14 protein-coding genes are annotated in these 16,106 nt (G+C 54.2%); 11 read left to right on the forward strand and 3 right to left on the reverse strand.

Features of this window, described 5'->3' with window-relative positions; all coding sequences use genetic code 11:
* The 11 genes from GT409_RS09115 to GT409_RS09165 all read left to right on the forward strand — a co-directional run bounded on the left by GT409_RS09115 (window position 1) and on the right by GT409_RS09165 (window position 11,336).
* Entirely contained in the window at window positions 1-672 is a 672-nt protein-coding gene (locus GT409_RS09115; protein WP_269844914.1) for an ABC transporter ATP-binding protein, read from the forward strand.
* Window positions 669-1,889: an ABC transporter permease gene (locus tag GT409_RS09120; protein ID WP_160628792.1), complete on the forward strand. Its 1,221-nt coding sequence runs from the start codon at window positions 669-671 to the stop codon at window positions 1,887-1,889. Before GT409_RS09115 ends, GT409_RS09120 begins: the two co-directional genes overlap by 4 nt.
* A 48-nt stretch (window positions 1,890-1,937) precedes the next feature.
* On the forward strand, window positions 1,938-2,699 hold the full coding sequence (locus tag GT409_RS09125) for a competence/damage-inducible protein A (RefSeq protein ID WP_160628793.1): 762 nt from the start codon (window positions 1,938-1,940) through the stop codon (window positions 2,697-2,699).
* Window positions 2,680-3,303, forward strand: a complete 624-nt coding sequence (gene thpR, locus GT409_RS09130) for an RNA 2',3'-cyclic phosphodiesterase (protein WP_160628794.1) — start codon at window positions 2,680-2,682, stop codon at window positions 3,301-3,303. The genes GT409_RS09125 and thpR overlap by 20 nt, the downstream gene beginning before the upstream one ends.
* Before the next feature lie 134 nt (window positions 3,304-3,437).
* Window positions 3,438-3,929 carry a Crp/Fnr family transcriptional regulator gene (locus GT409_RS09135; protein WP_160628795.1) on the forward strand — a complete coding sequence of 164 codons (492 nt, stop codon included), beginning with the start codon at window positions 3,438-3,440 and terminating at the stop codon, window positions 3,927-3,929.
* Between the two features lie 169 nt (window positions 3,930-4,098).
* Window positions 4,099-4,317: a hypothetical protein gene (locus tag GT409_RS09140; protein WP_160628796.1), complete on the forward strand. Its 219-nt coding sequence runs from the start codon at window positions 4,099-4,101 to the stop codon at window positions 4,315-4,317.
* A 739-nt stretch (window positions 4,318-5,056) separates the two neighbouring features.
* Window positions 5,057-6,526, forward strand: a complete 1,470-nt coding sequence (locus GT409_RS09145) for an ATP-binding protein (RefSeq protein ID WP_160628797.1) — start codon at window positions 5,057-5,059, stop codon at window positions 6,524-6,526.
* On the forward strand, window positions 6,519-7,358 hold the full coding sequence (locus GT409_RS09150) for a DUF4435 domain-containing protein (protein ID WP_160628798.1): 840 nt from the start codon (window positions 6,519-6,521) through the stop codon (window positions 7,356-7,358). The genes GT409_RS09145 and GT409_RS09150 overlap by 8 nt, the downstream gene beginning before the upstream one ends.
* 322 nt (window positions 7,359-7,680) lie before the next feature.
* Window positions 7,681-7,842 (forward strand): hypothetical protein, encoded by a 162-nt coding sequence (locus GT409_RS09155; protein WP_160628799.1) that lies wholly within the window; start codon window positions 7,681-7,683, stop codon window positions 7,840-7,842.
* Between the two features lie 708 nt (window positions 7,843-8,550).
* Window positions 8,551-9,546: a potassium channel family protein gene (locus GT409_RS09160; RefSeq protein WP_160628800.1), complete on the forward strand. Its 996-nt coding sequence runs from the start codon at window positions 8,551-8,553 to the stop codon at window positions 9,544-9,546.
* Between the two features lie 1,004 nt (window positions 9,547-10,550).
* Complete coding sequence (locus GT409_RS09165; protein ID WP_160628801.1) at window positions 10,551-11,336, forward strand: four helix bundle suffix domain-containing protein; 786 nt, start codon at window positions 10,551-10,553, stop codon at window positions 11,334-11,336.
* Window positions 11,337-11,359: 23 nt separating this feature from the next.
* Here GT409_RS09165 and carB read toward each other — a convergent pair whose 3' ends face one another.
* The 3 genes from carB to GT409_RS09180 form a co-directional block, all read right to left on the reverse strand.
* Entirely contained in the window at window positions 11,360-14,566 is a 3,207-nt protein-coding gene (carB, locus tag GT409_RS09170) for a carbamoyl-phosphate synthase large subunit (protein WP_160628802.1), read from the reverse strand.
* 55 nt (window positions 14,567-14,621) lie between these two features.
* Window positions 14,622-14,999 (reverse strand): GxxExxY protein, encoded by a 378-nt coding sequence (locus GT409_RS09175; protein WP_160628803.1) that lies wholly within the window; start codon window positions 14,997-14,999, stop codon window positions 14,622-14,624.
* Window positions 15,000-15,115: 116 nt separating this feature from the next.
* Complete coding sequence (locus GT409_RS09180) at window positions 15,116-16,012, reverse strand: lysophospholipid acyltransferase family protein (RefSeq protein ID WP_160628804.1); 897 nt, start codon at window positions 16,010-16,012, stop codon at window positions 15,116-15,118.
* Between the last annotated feature and the right edge of the window lie 94 nt (window positions 16,013-16,106).

Consider the following 16,106-nt stretch of genomic DNA (forward strand, 5'->3'; position numbering starts at 1 on the left):
TTGAGCTTGATTGAACTGCAGGGAATCAGCCGGGTATACGGCAGCGGGCCTGCCGCGGTGCATGCGTTGCGCCCGGCTTCGCTTCAGATTGAGGAGGGCACTTTTGTTGCCATCTACGGCGCTTCCGGCTCCGGCAAATCCACCATGCTCAACATGCTCGGGCTGCTCGACGAACCGACGACCGGCTCCTACCTGCTTGAAGGCCGCAACGTGGCAAACCTGTCCGACGTTGATCGCTCCAGCATCCGCTGCCGGAAAATCGGGATCATCTTCCAGTCCTTCAACCTGTTTCCGCATTTTTCCATCCTCGAAAATGTCTGCATGCCGATGCGGTTCGCCGGCATGGAGCGGCACGAAATGAAAGAGCGCGCCGCTCAGCTGCTGGATCGCGTCGGCCTCGGTTCCCGGCTTCATCACAGCCCGTCCCAGCTCTCCGGCGGACAGTGCCAGCGTGTCGCCATTGCCCGGGCGCTGGCCAACAACCCGGCCGTTCTGCTGGGCGATGAGCCCACCGGAAACCTCGACGAAAAAACCGGCGATGAAATCATCGGGATCTTCCATGAGCTGGTTGCCGAAGGCCGTACGGTTGTCATGGTCACCCACAATGCAGAATATGAAAAACAGGTGCAGCGCGTCATTGAATTGCACGACGGGAATGTGGTGCGCCAATGAGCCTTATTTATAACATCGAATCCACCTGGCTGAGTTTGAAGCACCACGCCTTCCGCTCACTGCTCGCCATGCTCGGAGTGGTGCTCGGCGTGGCGGCTGTCGTCGGCATGCTGGCCGTCAGTGAAGGCGCGAAACGCGAATCCATCGAGCGCATTCAGCAGCAGGGCGTGGACAACATCATCATTCATTCCGAAAAACCCAACGCCAACGCAACCGGCGGGGAGAACATCTTTTTCTACGGCATTACCCGCGAGGACCTCACCCATTTCCAAACCGTGTTCGACAATATCAAACGGGTCGTGCCCATCGTCGGCCTTCGGCAGACCGTTTACGTCAACGGGCGTCCCAGCGATATCGCCCTCGTCGGAACCACCCCGGATTTTATCACCGTTTCCCGGTCAGAAAACGCGGATCCCCGCGGACGCTGGCTGACCGATGCCGACCGCGAAATGGCCTCAATGGTCTGCTCGGTCGGAACAGAAGCCGCCCGGCAGATGTTCGGGCTGGAAGATCCGCTGGGAAAACCGGTGTCGGTCTACGGCGCCACATTCCAGGTCGTCGGACTGATTGAAAACCCGCTGCTGTCCAAAGTCGCCGGAAAATATGACATCAACAACATGATCTTTGTCGACTACGAGACACTGCTGTCTATTTTCAATCGCGACTTCATGGCCGTCGAGGCCGACTATGTTTACGTGCAGGTTGACGACCTCGACTACCTGAAAAACACCGCCGACCGCATTCGGACCTATCTGGCCGAAAGCCATGAACTTCCCGACTACACCATCAGCGTTCCCTACGAACTGCTGCTTGCCGAACAGGCCACTCAGCGCGTGTTCACCGTCGTTATGGGCTCCATCGCCGCCATTTCCCTGCTCGTCGGCGGGATCGGCATCATGAACATCATGCTCGCCAACATCTACGAGCGCACCAAGGAAATCGGAACCCTGCGCGCGCTCGGCGCGCCGCGCCGCACCATTCTCGTGCAGTTCCTGTTCGAAGCCGTAACCCTCACCGGGCTCGGTGGCGTGCTCGGTGTCGGCATCGGCTTCCTGATTGCGCTGCTGATCAAGCACACCGCCGACATGCCCACCATTGTCACGCCCGCCAGTGTCATTGTTGCGCTTACTGTCTCCGTCTTCACCGGCATCATCTTCGGGACGCACCCGGCGTGGAAAGCTGCCAGCCTCAGTCCCATCGAAGCTCTGCGACGATAGCAGAACTCGAAACTTGAAACCCGGAACCCGAAACTCGACACTTCCGGAATGAACTCATCCATCGAACTCATTTCCATCGGTTCCGAACTGCTCAGCGGCCGGACGCTCAACACCCATGCGCAGACACTGGGTGCCGCGCTCACTGAAATCGGCCTGACCCTGTCTCGCGACACGACCATTCCCGACGAGATCGACACCATTCAGTCGGTCGTCAAAGAAGCCTTTGAACGTACCGATATCGTCGTCGTCAGCGGTGGGCTTGGCCCCACCGTTGACGACATCACCCGCGAAGCACTGGCCGCGCTTTTTAAGGTCAGCATTGTAACCTCGCCGTCTGGACTGGCAGAAATGACCAGACGCTTCGATGCCCGGGGAATCAGCATGACGCCTGCCTCCGCGCGGATGGCGTTAATCCTCGAAGGAGCCGAAACGCTTCTCAATTCGGTCGGCGCGGCCTCGGGGCAGCGGCTCGACCTTCCGGACCTTGGAAAAACCCTCTTCATTGTTCCCGGTCCGCCGAAGGAATTTGCCGCGATGCTCAGCGACCATCTCGTGCCGTGGCTGCGGGCCGCCTTCCCGGACGCCGCACCGCTTCAGCTGCGCGTGCTGACTACGCAGGGTATCGGCGAATCCAGCATCGTCACGATGCTCGAGGCCGCCGGGTTCCAGTATTCGGAAATCTCCGTCGGATTTTATCCCGGCGCTGGAATGGTGGAAATCCGCCTGAATGCGCCCACAGAAAAAGCCGCTGCGCTTGACGACGCAGAACGCATGTTGCGGGAGCTGCTGCATGACTACCTCATCGACTGAAACCATCCGCGCCTTCATTGCTGCGCGTCCGAACGCCGCGGTGCAGGCCGAGCTGGTTCGCGTTCAGCGCGAGCTCAGAAAAACGCTGTCGTCCTCCAGCCTTCGGATCAAATGGACGGATCCGGAAACTTTTCATATCACACTGCTGTTCCTCGGCGATATTCCGGCCGCGGATGCCGATTCGGTTTTTCAAGCCCTGGAACTGACAGCGTCCAGGCACAGATGTTTTTCAAGTTGTCTGCGAGAGGTCGGTGTCTTTAAAAAGTCCGGTGCTGTCTGGGCAGGAATCGCCGTGCCGCCGGAACTGATCGAATTCCGGAAAGCGCTGGCTTCGGCACTTGATTTTGAACCGGGCCGCTTTCACGCGCACTTCACGCTCGGCCGCATCAAAGCCGGACGGCCGGATCAGGATTTTTTTCACTCGACCAGCGGGAGAGAGGCTGGCGCAAAGCGACGGCAACGAAACGAAGTTAAGTGGCAAACCTTGGAGAATTTCGTCGTCGAGCCGGTCCCGTTCGACATCAGCTCGATCGAACTCATCCGCTCCGAGCTGCTTCCGGACGGCGCGCGCCATACGGTGCTCGGCTCCGCCATGCTCAGGTAAACCGCAAAGGTGCAGAGCCCGCTAGAGTACGCAAAGTTTTGCGAAACTCTGCGCTCTTTGCGGCTTGAGAGAGCGGGGCGAACGATCGAGAGAATAGGATTTAAATCACAGCGGAAGAGGCTTATATTCCCGGCATGACGAGGCAGCCGTTACTCAATGTGGAAGAGATCCTGCCGATCCTGAACCGGATTTCGGTTTTCGGCGCATTGGATGATACGCAGCTCTATACCGTCTTCCATCTGCTCGAAGTGGAAGTCTATAAAAAGGGCGACGTTGTTTTTGAGCAGGGCGACAGTCCCACCCATATCCGCATTGTTAAAAAGGGCGCGGTCCGCATCGTCGAAAACCTGCGCGAAACCCCGCTGGAACTGTATGAATTTGATGTGGGCGACTGTTTCGGCGAGACCGCGGTGATCGGAATTCTACCGCACACCGCCAGCGCCGTGGCCATTGAAGACTGCGAACTGCTCGTCTTTCCCCGCGAAAAGCTGTTTGGGCTTTACGATTCCGATCCCAGGCTTTTCGGGCTGCTGATTCTCAATATCGCCCGCGAGGCCTGCCGGCGCCTTTGCCAGACCGAAGAAGTGATGCTCCACTACGCCCTCGAAGGTCACTCCAGAAAATAGGGCGTTAAGCAGTGCAGAGAATTCTAACAACCATACACGCATCGGCGTTTTGCAGCCGTCGCCCTGAGGGCGATTCGTTCGCCACAGACGAACAGCTGCAGGGGGGAAGGTTTAAACCACCAGAGCTCATACGGATAGACATGGATTTATACAAAAGGGAATTTTATAGATGACCAGACGTACCGTCAGAAAGGTTCAGCGTATGGGGCGGGCGGTGGCCGCCGCGTTTGTGACTCTGTTCGTGATCTCCGGGATCAGCAGCTGGCTGATCTGGGACGAATATTACGGCGGCATCTTCAAGCAGAAGATTTTTCAGGCGGTGCTGCTCGGTAATATGATTACCTCCGGTGTGGGGGCGCTGATGGTGTACCTGGCCGGCCGGCGATAAAAAAATCAGAGAGCCGCAGATAACGCGAATGACCGCAGATTTTTACCGCAGAGAATCATCCGAGAGGCTCCGGGAAATCTCGGACGTGATTGTAGCCGCGTCCCGCCTGTCCTGAGCCTGCCGAAGGGTGGGCGCGGAATCGATTAGAACGGTTCAACGTCTTTAATGATTTCAACGACCTGTTTAACCACAAAAAACACGAAAATACACAAAAGAAGCCGGGTAGGGACGGCTGTCCCCAGCCGTCCGCAATGCGGGTTAGGTTTTTACCCCATCTGCCCACAGCGCTACACGCAGTGTTGCGGGTGGGGAGGGACATCCGAGAGGCTCCGAAGGAAGATGTCGATAGAACGGTTCAACGTCTTGAATGTTTTTAACGAGGTCCTTCTCGCCACTGATTCCGTCAGCATCTAATCTCTTTTCTCAGTCTCATGTCTATTGCCTAATTCCTAATGACTTTTTTGTGGGGGATTTCCCCGCAAAGTCTTCTTTAAACAGTTCTTTGTTTGCTGTTGAAAAATCCATAAGCTGATCAGGTGTTTTAAAATGTGATGGGTGATGAGGTTGGGGGAGACTTGGATTACTAGATTACGGGACTGACCCTTTGACGGTCTGGTATTTTTTACGGCTCATTGGACTCTCCTTCTGGAACACTGTGGTTCCTTTTTGAGTGTCCGTCAAACCGAGGTTACTTCAGACTGACCCCTTGGGCCCCTTGGGGAAAATGAAAGATTAGGATATGGCCAATTATATACGGAGAGTACGAGTTGTTGGTTTGTTTCATCAAGAGAACGAGCTCGTCGTTGATTTTGAGCAAACGATCAATTGCATATATGGTGTAAATGGGACAGGCAAAACGGTTCTAATTAATTTGATCGTTAATGCTCTTCGGGTAAATGCAACAGAATTATTGAGCGCGCCTTTTGAATCAATAACAATTCTAACAGCCGCTGAAGGCAAGAGGCAGCCTGAGACTTTTCTGACAGTTTCAAAATTTGAGGACGAACTTCAATATGTTTTCCATATCGATTGTAAGCTAGATGCAGATTCCCCTGTTGGGTTCGAACAATGTCAGGAGTTCAGGTCTGGGATTACTTATATTCCTTCTTTTGGGAGTCATCGACGTCGTTCCCTTCGGCAGTTAGCTATGCCATTTGATGATGACCAAGTTTTGGTTTCTGCTGATGATTTGTGGAATGTCATCAATCAGCACGTATCATTAACATATGTTCCCTTACTTCGCCATAGTTCCTCGAATGATAACCATATGAGCTCTGATGATTCCACTAGGTTCCGTTTTGCGACTGGTGATGACAATGGCAATGAAGACCCCAATGATAGAGTTCTTAAAGGGTTGCAGAAAGAGTTCTCAAAGAGGTATGCGTCTGCACAGTCTGACATCGCCAGACGACTAGAATCTTTGAGTTCGATAATTTTTGAAAAGCTTTTTTTAAGCGAGCAAACGGCTGAAGAGACTTCGGGAGCTCAGCAGTTTGTGGCGGATTTTATTCAGAAGGGAAAAACGGATGAGGACAGTGATAAAGTTGAATCTGTTGTCTCTCAGATCCGAGATCTTCATTTAGGGATTCCTGAAAGTAATATTAGGAATCATTATAAAACATGGTTTGGTATGCAGAAAGAACTGCTTTCTGCGAATAAAGAGTATCAGGCAATGCAGTCTGCTGGAGCGACCTATTCCGAGTTAGAGCGCGATAAGGTTCTCCAGTCTTGGAGTGCCGCATATTTCAACATACTTGCTACAAGTAGAGTTTATGAAAAGTTAGAGGATGCTATTCAGGAAATCCAAAAGGTTTTTTTATCCAAACAACTCGTGTTGAGCCCATTCAACAGGTTTGCTAGTGAGGTTAATTACTTTTTGTCTGGGGGGAAAAGCTTTTCTTTCGATGATTCCGGGCAGTTTCAATTTATGAGCTATGGGCAAGAATTAGACATTACAGATCTTTCATCTGGCGAGAAGCACCTAGTGGCAATTTTGGGAAGGGTTTGTTTTTCTTCATTCGCCGTCACATCGACATTTATTGCTGATGAGCCTGAGTTATCTCTTCATTTAGAATGGCAAAGAGAGATTCTGCCTGCGATTAAGCGGTTATCTCCGAACATACAAATTATTGTTGCGACACACGCCCCTGCCATTATCTCTAATGAGGCAAACAAAATTGATATAGAGGAGTGTTATCGTAATGGGTAAAATTCCTCAATTTACTGCTGAAGAAAACTTAAACCGAGTATTGATGGATAAGAAGACTAGGTACCTCGTGGTTGAAGGGGCTTCTGATATGCCCATTTATTCTGAGGTTGTAGATTTATTAATCGAAAAGCATGGACTTAAGCATAGACCGATAACTGTGTTCGGTGGCGGGAAGCCAAATATTCTAAAATGGCTGGATAAAGAAGACCCTTCTAATGCGCGCGTTATATTAGATCTGGATTTCGATGATCCTGATGAAGAATTAGCGAGAGACTGTGTATATCCATTAAATAAGTATTCAATTGAAAACTATTTTTTCGATGAATCTGTAATAATACCACTCATTTCGCATTTATTACGCAGGAATCCTGATGATGTGTCCGCAGCTATATCCATAAAAGAGCTTAGAGAGCACTGGTCTGTTGAGCTTGATGAGCTGTTGCCGGTCTTATTTTATTACCAAAAAGTATTTGATGGTGATAAGGAGCGTTGGACGTCTGTCTATTTAACTGGTGATCATGGGGATTGGAAAATTGCTTCTGGACGAGTGCAGGCATTAAAAGAACAATTGCTAGCGGATATGGGGATTGATTTTTCTACTTGCAAAAAAGAATTTGATTCCGCTTTTAAATCCGGTTGGTGCCCATGCATAAATTTTCCGGGCAAGATACTTATGGAGTCATTTCATCGATATCTTAAAGAGTTATGCAACCAAGAGCGAAGACGGTCATATAGTCTAATATCAAATACTGGTTCACTTGTTGCTCACCTTGCTTCTCGGTTGATCCGAAGTAGAGATCTGGAACCTATATTGATCCAAGCGCTTTCTTAGTCAAAAGGGGAAGTCCTGCAGAAGGGGTCGGTCCTCGCATTTAAGTCAAAAGGGTCAGTCCCGTAATCTCGTAATTTCCCGGGGAACGGAGCGTTTAATCACGCCTGGCACTGTAGGCTGGGTGCCCGCACCCGGCGTTTTTTAACACCAGTGATAAGATTGTCGCACATGGCGCGGGAGGTTTTTAACGCAAAGGTGCGAAGACCTCTGAGCTGCGCAGAGAGAACTGACCAATTTCATCGTTTCTTGGCCCCTTTGATCCCGAACTGACCCGGTCGCCTTTTGCTTGGAAAAGTCTAACGTATTTCGTTTTAATAACTCCATGAAGTTTGACGTTCCATATGGGCGGAGCAGCACCGGCCTGCGTTCCGGGTTGATCGGTATCGTCTCGGTGCTGTTCTCGGGAATGATCGGCTACCATGTGATTGAGGGTTGGCGCTGGCTCGATGGGCTGTACATGACGGGAAAAGGGGTCAGCCGATGAATCTTAGAATCTGTTGTTTTCCAAACTTCGGAACTTTTGCGTTTTTTGCGCTCTTTCGCGGCTAAAACTCTTCCAGCCATTGGAAACGCGACGAGGGCGTCGCGTCTACGTTAAAGGGGCCCTTCCAATGTTTGGAAAAACCCCTTTCTTTGACAGAAGGGGTCGGTCCTCGAAAACGGGTCAGCCTGTGAATTTTAGAGAAAAGGGGTCAGCCAATGAATCTTAGAATTCGCTGATTTTCCAATGTCTGGAAAAAGAAGCGCCCCGGTTTCCAATGGGAGAAAGGGTCAGTCCCGTAATCTAGTAATTTTCCGAGGAACGGAGCGTTTAATCACGCCTGGCACTGTAGGCTGGGTGCCCGCACCCGGCGTTTTTTAACACCAGTGGTAAGATTGTCGCACAAAAAAAGGGGTCGGTCCTCGCATTTAAGTCAAAAGGGTCAGTCCCGTAATCTAGTAATTTCCCGAGGAACGGAGCGTTTAATCACAGCCTGGCACTGTAGGCTGGGTGTCCGCACCCGGTGTTTTTTAACACCAGTGGTAAGATTGTCGCACATGGCGCGGGAGGTTTTTAACGCAAAGGTGCGAAGACCTCTGAGCTGCGCAGGGAGAACTGACCAATTTCATCGTTTCTTGGTCCCTTTGATCCCGAACTGACCCTGTCGCCTTTTGCTTGGAAAAGTCTAACGTATTTCGTTTTAATAACTCCATGAAGTTTGACGTTCCATTTGGGCGGAGCGGCACCGGCCTGCGTTCCGGGTTGATCGGTATCGTTTCGGTGCTGTTCTCGGGAATGATCGGCTACCATGTGATTGAGGGTTGGCGCTGGCTCGATGGGCTGTACATGACGGTCATCACGGTTTCAACCGTGGGCATTATGGAGGTTCATCCGCTCTCCGATGCGGGTCGAATCTTTACCTGTTTGCTTATTCTTTTCGGTGTCGGCGTGATGGCCTACTGCCTCACGAGGCTGGCCGAATTTATGCTCCACCGCAGCCTCACCAACGTTCTCGGGAGACGCGCCATGAAAAAGAAAATCGAAACCATGAAAAACCATGCCATCATCTGCGGCTACGGACGCACCGGCAGCCGGGTCGTGGCCGAGCTGCAGGCCGCCGGCCTCGATTTTGTCATCATCGATAACAGCGAAGAGGTGATTGCGCGACTCGAAGAACGCGGAATCGCTTGCGTTCATGGTGATGCCACCAAGGAGGAAAGCCTCGCTGCCGCCAATATTGACTCCGCCGATTCGCTCGTCGCTACGCTAGAGACCGATCCCGACAACCTTTACCTTACGCTTACCGCCAGCGGCCTCCGACCCGGCCTGCGCATCATTGCTCGCGTCAACGATCCTGAAAGCACCGACAAATTCCGCAAGGCCGGCGCCCGGCGCGTCGTTTCTCCGGTCGCCTCCGGCGCCAATCAGATTGCCCAGCTCATCACTCGCCCGGCCATGGTGGATCTCGTCGAGCTCGTCACCCGCAAAAAGAGCATTGCCCTGAAAGTGGTGGAGCACCCGCTCGAAGAAACCAGTGAAATGATCGGCAAAACGCTGGCCGAGGCGCGAGTGCGCCAGACGCTCGGCTGCATGGTCATTGCCATCAAGCATCTCGACGGCGATACCGCCTTTGATCCCGGTCCCAATACGCGGTTGCAGCTCGGCGACATCCTGGTCGGCATCCACCAGCCCGAAAACAGCGCATAAGAAGCCGATCGTCACGAAGAACGATGTCTTGGATCGGGCACCGCCGCAGGCAGAGGCTGGCCTGCTGGGTCGACCGCAGGGAGACAGGCTTTGCGAATGCAAAGCAATGAGCGAAGCAGTGGCAAAACCCGGCCGGCAGAGAGCTGAGCGAACGGCAGGCACACCAAATACACGAAAAGGGAATTGCCCACGAATGACTCAAATCAACACGAATAGTGGTACGAAGCCCGCGAAAGATTCGGGCAGGGCGCGTCTCTCCGAGCGCCGACCCGTGCGGGGGAGATTTTATCCGCCAAAAGGCGCATAGAGCGCAAAACCTTAAGCATCATTTTCAGCCGCGCTTCGGCTTGTTTAACCACTAATCCACACGACCACCGAAGGTAGAGGCTGGCCGCAGTGACGGCAGAGAGCAGAGCGAACGGCAATGAACGCTAATCAGCATGACGTGTAGCAGTCGCCCTGTGGGCGACTCATTCGCCTCCGGCGAAAGGCTAAAGATTTTTTCACCACAGAGGAACAGCCGAGGGAAACCGAGGGCGGGTGGGGCGAGCCCTCTGAACACGCCGCAACGCGGGTCAGATTTTTCAGCCAACGGCTGATCCGCCGAAGAAGGAGGCCTCAGATCTCATGGATATACACGGATTGCTAAATAGAGAACCCTGGGGCGAAGGGGGCGGTCCTATGAATTAATGTTTTGGTTTTCCGAACCCGCAGCTTGTCAATGAAAGTGAGACAGATTTCTAAGCCACGGCGGGAGAAGGGTCAGCCCGTGATTTGTAGCGCTTTTACTTATTGCTTTGAGGTGCAGGGGAAAGTCTTATGAATTGATGTTCTGGTTTTCCGAACTTTGAAAAAGCAAGCGGGACGCATGCTCTACTTTTTGTCGCTTTGCTTCTTTCAGCATGGCTGAAAGCACTCTCGGAATACCTCGGGTCCAGACATTGGAAAAATAAGTCGGACGGGTATGGCTTGTCTGAGAGGTGACGTTCTTTTACTGTGCTCGCATGAGCACCTCTCCATTATTACCGCACGGTGGGTATGAGAAATTGCGCGCCTATAAGGTGGCGGAGGTGGTGTATGATGCAACGGTGGTGTTTTGCGACCGGTTCGTTGAGAAAAGTTCCCGGACACATGATCAGATGGTTCAGGCGGCGCGCAGCGGCGTGCGTAATATCAGCGAGGGAAGCGGCGCGGCGGCGACGTCGAAAAAGTCGGAGATGCTGCTGACCAATGTGGCGCGGGCGAGTTTGTCTGACGAGCTGCTGAAGGATTACCGAAGCTTCTTGACTCAGCGCGGGCTGTCGCTTTGGGACAAGGATTCGCCGAAGGCACTGGCGATGCGGGAGCGGCTGAAGCACGATGTTGTGGAGGGACTGCCTCCTCTGAAAGAGGGTCGGACTCGCCTGACGGGTCTGACTGGTCTGACGGAATTCGTGGAAACGGCTGAACCGGAAATTGCGGCAAATGCCATGGTTTGTGCAGTGAACCAGGCGGCGTTTTTGTTGCGGCGGCTTGTTGAGCGGCAGAGCCGCGACTTTGTGGAAAAGGGCGGCTTTACAGAGAGCCTCTATGAGGCGCGCACGAAAGCGCGCGCGGCCACCGGCGATGCGCCGGAGTGTCCGCTGTGCGAGAAAGAAATGCGCAAGCGCACGGCGGGAAAGGGCGCGAATGCCGGCAAGGAGTTTTGGGGTTGTTCCGCGTATCCGGAGTGTCGGGGGACGCTGGAGGTTGGGGGAGAGTCGGACAAGTCTGACGGGTCTGACTTGTCCGACAACAACAGCAAGGGATAAACGAGCGAGACGCTCGTTCTACTTTACTTGTGGTAGTCCTGAATAGACTGGACGTTCCAGTCGTTGGCTTTGATGTATTTGATGGCTTTGGCCGTGGCTTCGGCGCCGGAGCGGGTGGTGACGATCGGCAGTCCGCGCAGAATGGCTTCGGAGCGGATTTTGATTTCGTCAACCCGGGAGACCGGTCCGGACGGCGTATTGATCAGCAGGTGAACTGCTTTATCTTTCATCAGATCAATGACGTTAGTTCCGTCTTCCGCCAGTTTGGCGGTGACGGTTGCTTCAAGTCCGGCGTCCTGCAGGACCTTGGCGGTTCCGGCGGTAGCGACGAGTTTGAAGCCCATGTCGGACAGTTCCCGGGCGACGTCGGTGATCCAGTCTTTGTCGCGGTCTTTGCAGCTGACGAATACGGTTCCTTCGGTCGGCAGGACCTGACCGGCGGCGAGCTCGGCTTTCCAGAAGGCGAGCTCGAAGCATTTGTCGATGCCCATGACTTCGCCGGTGGATTTCATTTCCGGGCCGAGGATCGGGTCGACGCCCGCAAAGCGGTTGAACGGGAAGACGGCTTCTTTGATGGCGTACCATTTAATTTTCGGCTCGAAGCCGACGAGTCCGAGTTCCTTGAGCGTTTTACCCATGGCGACCTGCGTGGCGATGTTGGCCAGCGGCACGTTGGTGGCTTTGGAAACGTACGGCACGGTACGCGAGGCGCGCGGGTTGACTTCGATGATGTAGAACTCGTTGTCTTTGACGGCGAGCTGCGTATTCATCAGTCCGTGCACGTCGAGCTCGAGCGCCATCTTGGTGCAGGCCTCTTTGATCTGCGCGACCATGTCGTCGGAGAGGGTGTAGGGCGGGATGGAGCAGGCGGAGTCGCCGGAGTGAATCCCGGCTTCTTCAACGTGTTCCATAACGCCGCCGACGTAGACGTCGGTTCCGTCGCAAACGATGTCGACGTCGACTTCAATGGCGTGTTCGAGGAAGCGGTCGATCAGCACCGGGAAGTCCGGGCTGGCGTCAAACGCGGCCTGAACGAAGGGTTCCAGCTCTTCCTGTTCGTAGGCGACCATCATGGCGCGTCCGCCGAGCACGAAGGACGGGCGGATCATCACCGGCAGTCCGATTTTTTCGGCGGCGGCTTTGGCCTGTTCCATGGTCAGCGCAGTGGCCGATTGCGGCTGTTTGAGTTCGAGCTTGTCGAGCAGCTGGCGGAAGAGTTCGCGGTCTTCGGCGGCGGCGATGCTTTTCGGGGACGTTCCAAGGATTGGAACACCGGCGGCGAGCAGGCGGTCGGCGAGGTTAAGCGGGGTCTGTCCGCCCATCTGGACGATCATGCCGATGGGCTGCTCGGCTTCGTAGATGTTCATGACGTCTTCGAAGGTGAGCGGTTCAAAGTAGAGTTTGTCGGAGGTGTCGTAGTCGGTCGAAACGGTTTCCGGGTTGGAGTTGACCATGATGGCTTCGTAGCCCATTTCGCGCAGCGCCTTGACGGTGTGGACGCAGGAGTAGTCGAACTCGATTCCCTGTCCGATGCGGTTGGGGCCGGAACCCAGCACGATGACGCTCTTCTTATCCGTTTTGCGGGTTTCGTCGAGCTGGCCGTAGCAGGAGTAGAAGTAGGGCGTGGAGGCCTGGAACTCGCCGGCGCAGGTGTCGACCAGGCTGTAAACCGGGATGATGCCCATTTCTTTGCGCAGGGCGCGGATGTCGTCGCCTTTGCAGCCGCGCAGCGCGGCGATTTGGTCATCGGAGAATCCGTTTTTCTTGGCGGTGCGCAGGAGGGTTTCGTCCAGCTCGGCGGCATCGAGGATTTCTTTCTCGAGTTCAACGATCTGCAGAATGTTATCGAGGAACCACGGGTCCATCTTGGTCATCTCGGCGATCTTCTCGAGGGAGTATCCTTTTTTGAAGGCGGTCTTGATGGCGATGGTGCGCTCGGTGCAGGTGGTGGTCAGGTAGCGGTCGAGCAGGTCGGGATTGAGTTTGGCTTCGGCTTTGAGGTCGAGCCCGTCAACGCCGATTTCCAGGGATCGGAAAGCTTTCTGCAGCGATTCCTTAAAGTTGCGGCCGATGGCCATCGTTTCGCCGACCGATTTCATGCTGACGCCGAGCATCGGGTTGGCAGACGGGAATTTTTCGAAGGTGAAGCGCGGAATCTTGGTGACGACATAGTCGATGGACGGCTCGAAGCAGGCGGGCGTCTCTTTGGTGATGTCGTTGGGCAGCTCGTCGAGCGTGTAGCCGGCGGCCAGCTTGGCGGCCAGTTTGGCGATTGGAAAACCGGTGGCTTTGGAGGCCAGCGCGGAGGAGCGCGACACGCGCGGGTTCATTTCGATGACCGCCATGCGACCTGTTTCCGGGTGGATGCAGAACTGGACGTTCGAGCCGCCGGTTTCGACGCCGATAACGCGCAGGATTTTCAGGGATGCGTCGCGCATCAGCTGGTATTCGCGGTCGGTCAGCGTTTGGGCCGGGGCGACGGTGATGGAGTCGCCGGTATGGATGCCCATCGGGTCCATGTTTTCGATGGAGCAGATGATAACGGCGTTGTCGGCCTTGTCGCGCATGACCTCCATCTCAAATTCTTTCCAGCCAAAGACGGATTCTTCGAGCAGGACTTCGGTGGTGAGCGAGGCTTTCAGCCCGCCTTCGGCGATTTCCATCAGCTCGTCCATGTTCTGGGCGATGCCGCCGCCGGTTCCGCCGAGCGTAAAGGAGGGGCGGACGATGATCGGGAAGTCGAGTTCCTCTTCGGCGATCCGGCGGGCTTCGGTGAGGTCGTGGACTTCAAAGCTTTTGAGGGTTTCGATGCCGGCGTCGGCCATGACTTGTTTGAAGAGGTCGCGTTCTTCGCCGCGCATGATGGCATCGTAGTTGGCGCCGATCATTTCCACGCCGTGTTTTTCGAGGATTCCCTGCTCAACGAGTTTCATTGCGGTGTTGAGCGCGGTCTGGCCGCCGAGGGTCGGCAGAATGGCGTCCGGCTTTTCCTTGATGATGATCTTCTCGACCGCTTCGGGCGTGATCGGCTCGATGTAGGTGTGGTCGGCCGTCGCCGGGTCGGTCATGATCGTCGCCGGGTTGGAGTTGATCAGCGAGACTTTGTATCCCTCTTCGCGCAGGGCTTTGCAGGCCTGGGTGCCGGAATAGTCAAATTCGCAGGCCTGGCCGATTACGATCGGTCCGGAGCCAATGATCAGGATGTGGTGAATATCTTCTCTTTTTGCCATATCTTTTTTCCTTAACGCAAAGGCGCAAAGGGCGCCGAGCTTCGCAAAGGTTGGTTTATAGGTTGTTTACAATTCGTGTAATTCCGTCTTTTAACAGTGGTTCATGAAAATTGATCAGCAGACCGAGTTTGAGATTGCTCAGTCGAAGATAGGTCAGGGTTTGGGACTTATCAACGGGATGCACTGTTTCTTTGGCTTTCACTTCTACAATGACTTTTTTGCCGACAAGCAGGTCTATTCGGAGTTCTGTTTTCAGGACTCTTTCTTTGTAATTGAGGGGGCGGTATTTTTGCCGCTCATATGGAATGTTTCGCAGTTCCAGTTCGTAACACAAGGCTTCTTCGTAAACGCTTTCTAAAAGTCCGGGGCCAAGCACTCGATGAACCTCGATTGCTGCTCCTATAATTTCTTTTGAAAGTTCGTTTTCGGTCATTTCTCTGCGGGACTTTGCGGTCCTTGGCGGCTTTGCGTTTGTATTCTCTCCAAAATTCTAGGGAGAATAGGGGAAGAAGTGCCGCTTGCCAAACAAATGATGCGACCCAATTTCGGTTATTTGGCCGGATCGAGCACCCAGCGCTTGTTGAACCAGAAATATTGTTCCGGATGCGCCTGAATTTCAGCGTCCAGTACCGAAACCAGCTCCTGCATGATACGGGCACGGTCTTCCTTTTTGCCGGCGGACGGGTCCGGGGCGATCGGCTCGAAAACCCTGCAGTCATGCTGGGTCCAGCCGCGGCGGGTTAAAACGACCGGAATCACCGGGCATTTGGCCATTTGAGCGAACAGGGCGGTTCCGGCGCCGAGGCTGGCTTTCCCGTTCAGAAAGTCGACCTGAATATCGGAATCTTTCTGGCGGACGTCGGGCAGGATGGCCAGCACGTTGCCGGCTTTCAGTTTTTTGACGACATTCTGCAGCACGCGCGAGTCGTTGAGGACCACTTCCATACCGGTGGCGTTGCGCATTTTATTGAGCAGGCTGTCGGTCAGCGGGTTTTTCTGGCGGCGGGCAATCGAGAAAATCGGCAGGTCATCGAGTTTGCTGGCAACGCCGGCCAGATCCCAGTTGCCCATATGAGCTGTGGCGACGATCAGCGGGCCGTCTGCGTTGTATTTCCGGTGCACCTGATCAATGGACTGATAGAGCGGCATTTTCTGGATTTGCTCCGGAGTCAGTTTGTGGAAGCGCGCGGCCTCCACGGCGTTGAAGCAAAGGTTGCGGAATGATGTCCATGCAGTCTTTTTGCGGTCTTTGGCCGTCAAACGGTCTCCGAAAACCTCTTCGAGGCGGGCGATGGCTTTGTCGCGGCGGTAGCGCAGGACGGAGAAGAAAAAACGGCCGATCAGCCAGCCGATCGCCAGCGCAGCGCGCAGCGGCAGCAGGTTGGCCAGCCCGAGCAGGGCCCGCAGCAGTACATATTCAATGACGTGTTTCGGGCGATGTTTCATACGATACAATGCAGTTCTGTTTCCGGTCCGTGATTTTTATTCATTCATTCGTCCGGCCCTTTGTTTTTTCAGGGTTTGGGTGGAACGAATTGAC

The organism is Tichowtungia aerotolerans (assembly GCF_009905215.1).
In the GTDB taxonomy this organism is placed as follows: Bacteria; Verrucomicrobiota; Kiritimatiellia; order Kiritimatiellales; family Tichowtungiaceae; genus Tichowtungia; species Tichowtungia aerotolerans.

Bases quoted from the DNA above. Each gene is read 5' to 3' on its own strand.
- GT409_RS09120 (WP_160628792.1), top strand. From the start codon at position 669: ATGAGCCTTATTTATAACATCGAATCCACCTGGCTGAGTTTGAAGCAC.
- GT409_RS09125 (WP_160628793.1), top strand. From the start codon at position 1,938: ATGAACTCATCCATCGAACTCATTTCCATCGGTTCCGAACTGCTCAGC.
- thpR (WP_160628794.1), top strand. From the start codon at position 2,680: ATGACTACCTCATCGACTGAAACCATCCGCGCCTTCATTGCTGCGCGT.
- GT409_RS09135 (WP_160628795.1), top strand. From the start codon at position 3,438: ATGACGAGGCAGCCGTTACTCAATGTGGAAGAGATCCTGCCGATCCTG.
- GT409_RS09140 (WP_160628796.1), top strand. From the start codon at position 4,099: ATGACCAGACGTACCGTCAGAAAGGTTCAGCGTATGGGGCGGGCGGTG.
- GT409_RS09145 (WP_160628797.1), top strand. From the start codon at position 5,057: ATGGCCAATTATATACGGAGAGTACGAGTTGTTGGTTTGTTTCATCAA.
- GT409_RS09150 (WP_160628798.1), top strand. From the start codon at position 6,519: ATGGGTAAAATTCCTCAATTTACTGCTGAAGAAAACTTAAACCGAGTA.
- GT409_RS09155 (WP_160628799.1), top strand. From the start codon at position 7,681: ATGAAGTTTGACGTTCCATATGGGCGGAGCAGCACCGGCCTGCGTTCC.
- GT409_RS09160 (WP_160628800.1), top strand. From the start codon at position 8,551: ATGAAGTTTGACGTTCCATTTGGGCGGAGCGGCACCGGCCTGCGTTCC.
- GT409_RS09165 (WP_160628801.1), top strand. From the start codon at position 10,551: ATGAGCACCTCTCCATTATTACCGCACGGTGGGTATGAGAAATTGCGC.
- carB (WP_160628802.1), bottom strand. From the start codon at position 14,566: ATGGCAAAAAGAGAAGATATTCACCACATCCTGATCATTGGCTCCGGA.
- GT409_RS09175 (WP_160628803.1), bottom strand. From the start codon at position 14,999: ATGACCGAAAACGAACTTTCAAAAGAAATTATAGGAGCAGCAATCGAG.
- GT409_RS09180 (WP_160628804.1), bottom strand. From the start codon at position 16,012: ATGAAACATCGCCCGAAACACGTCATTGAATATGTACTGCTGCGGGCC.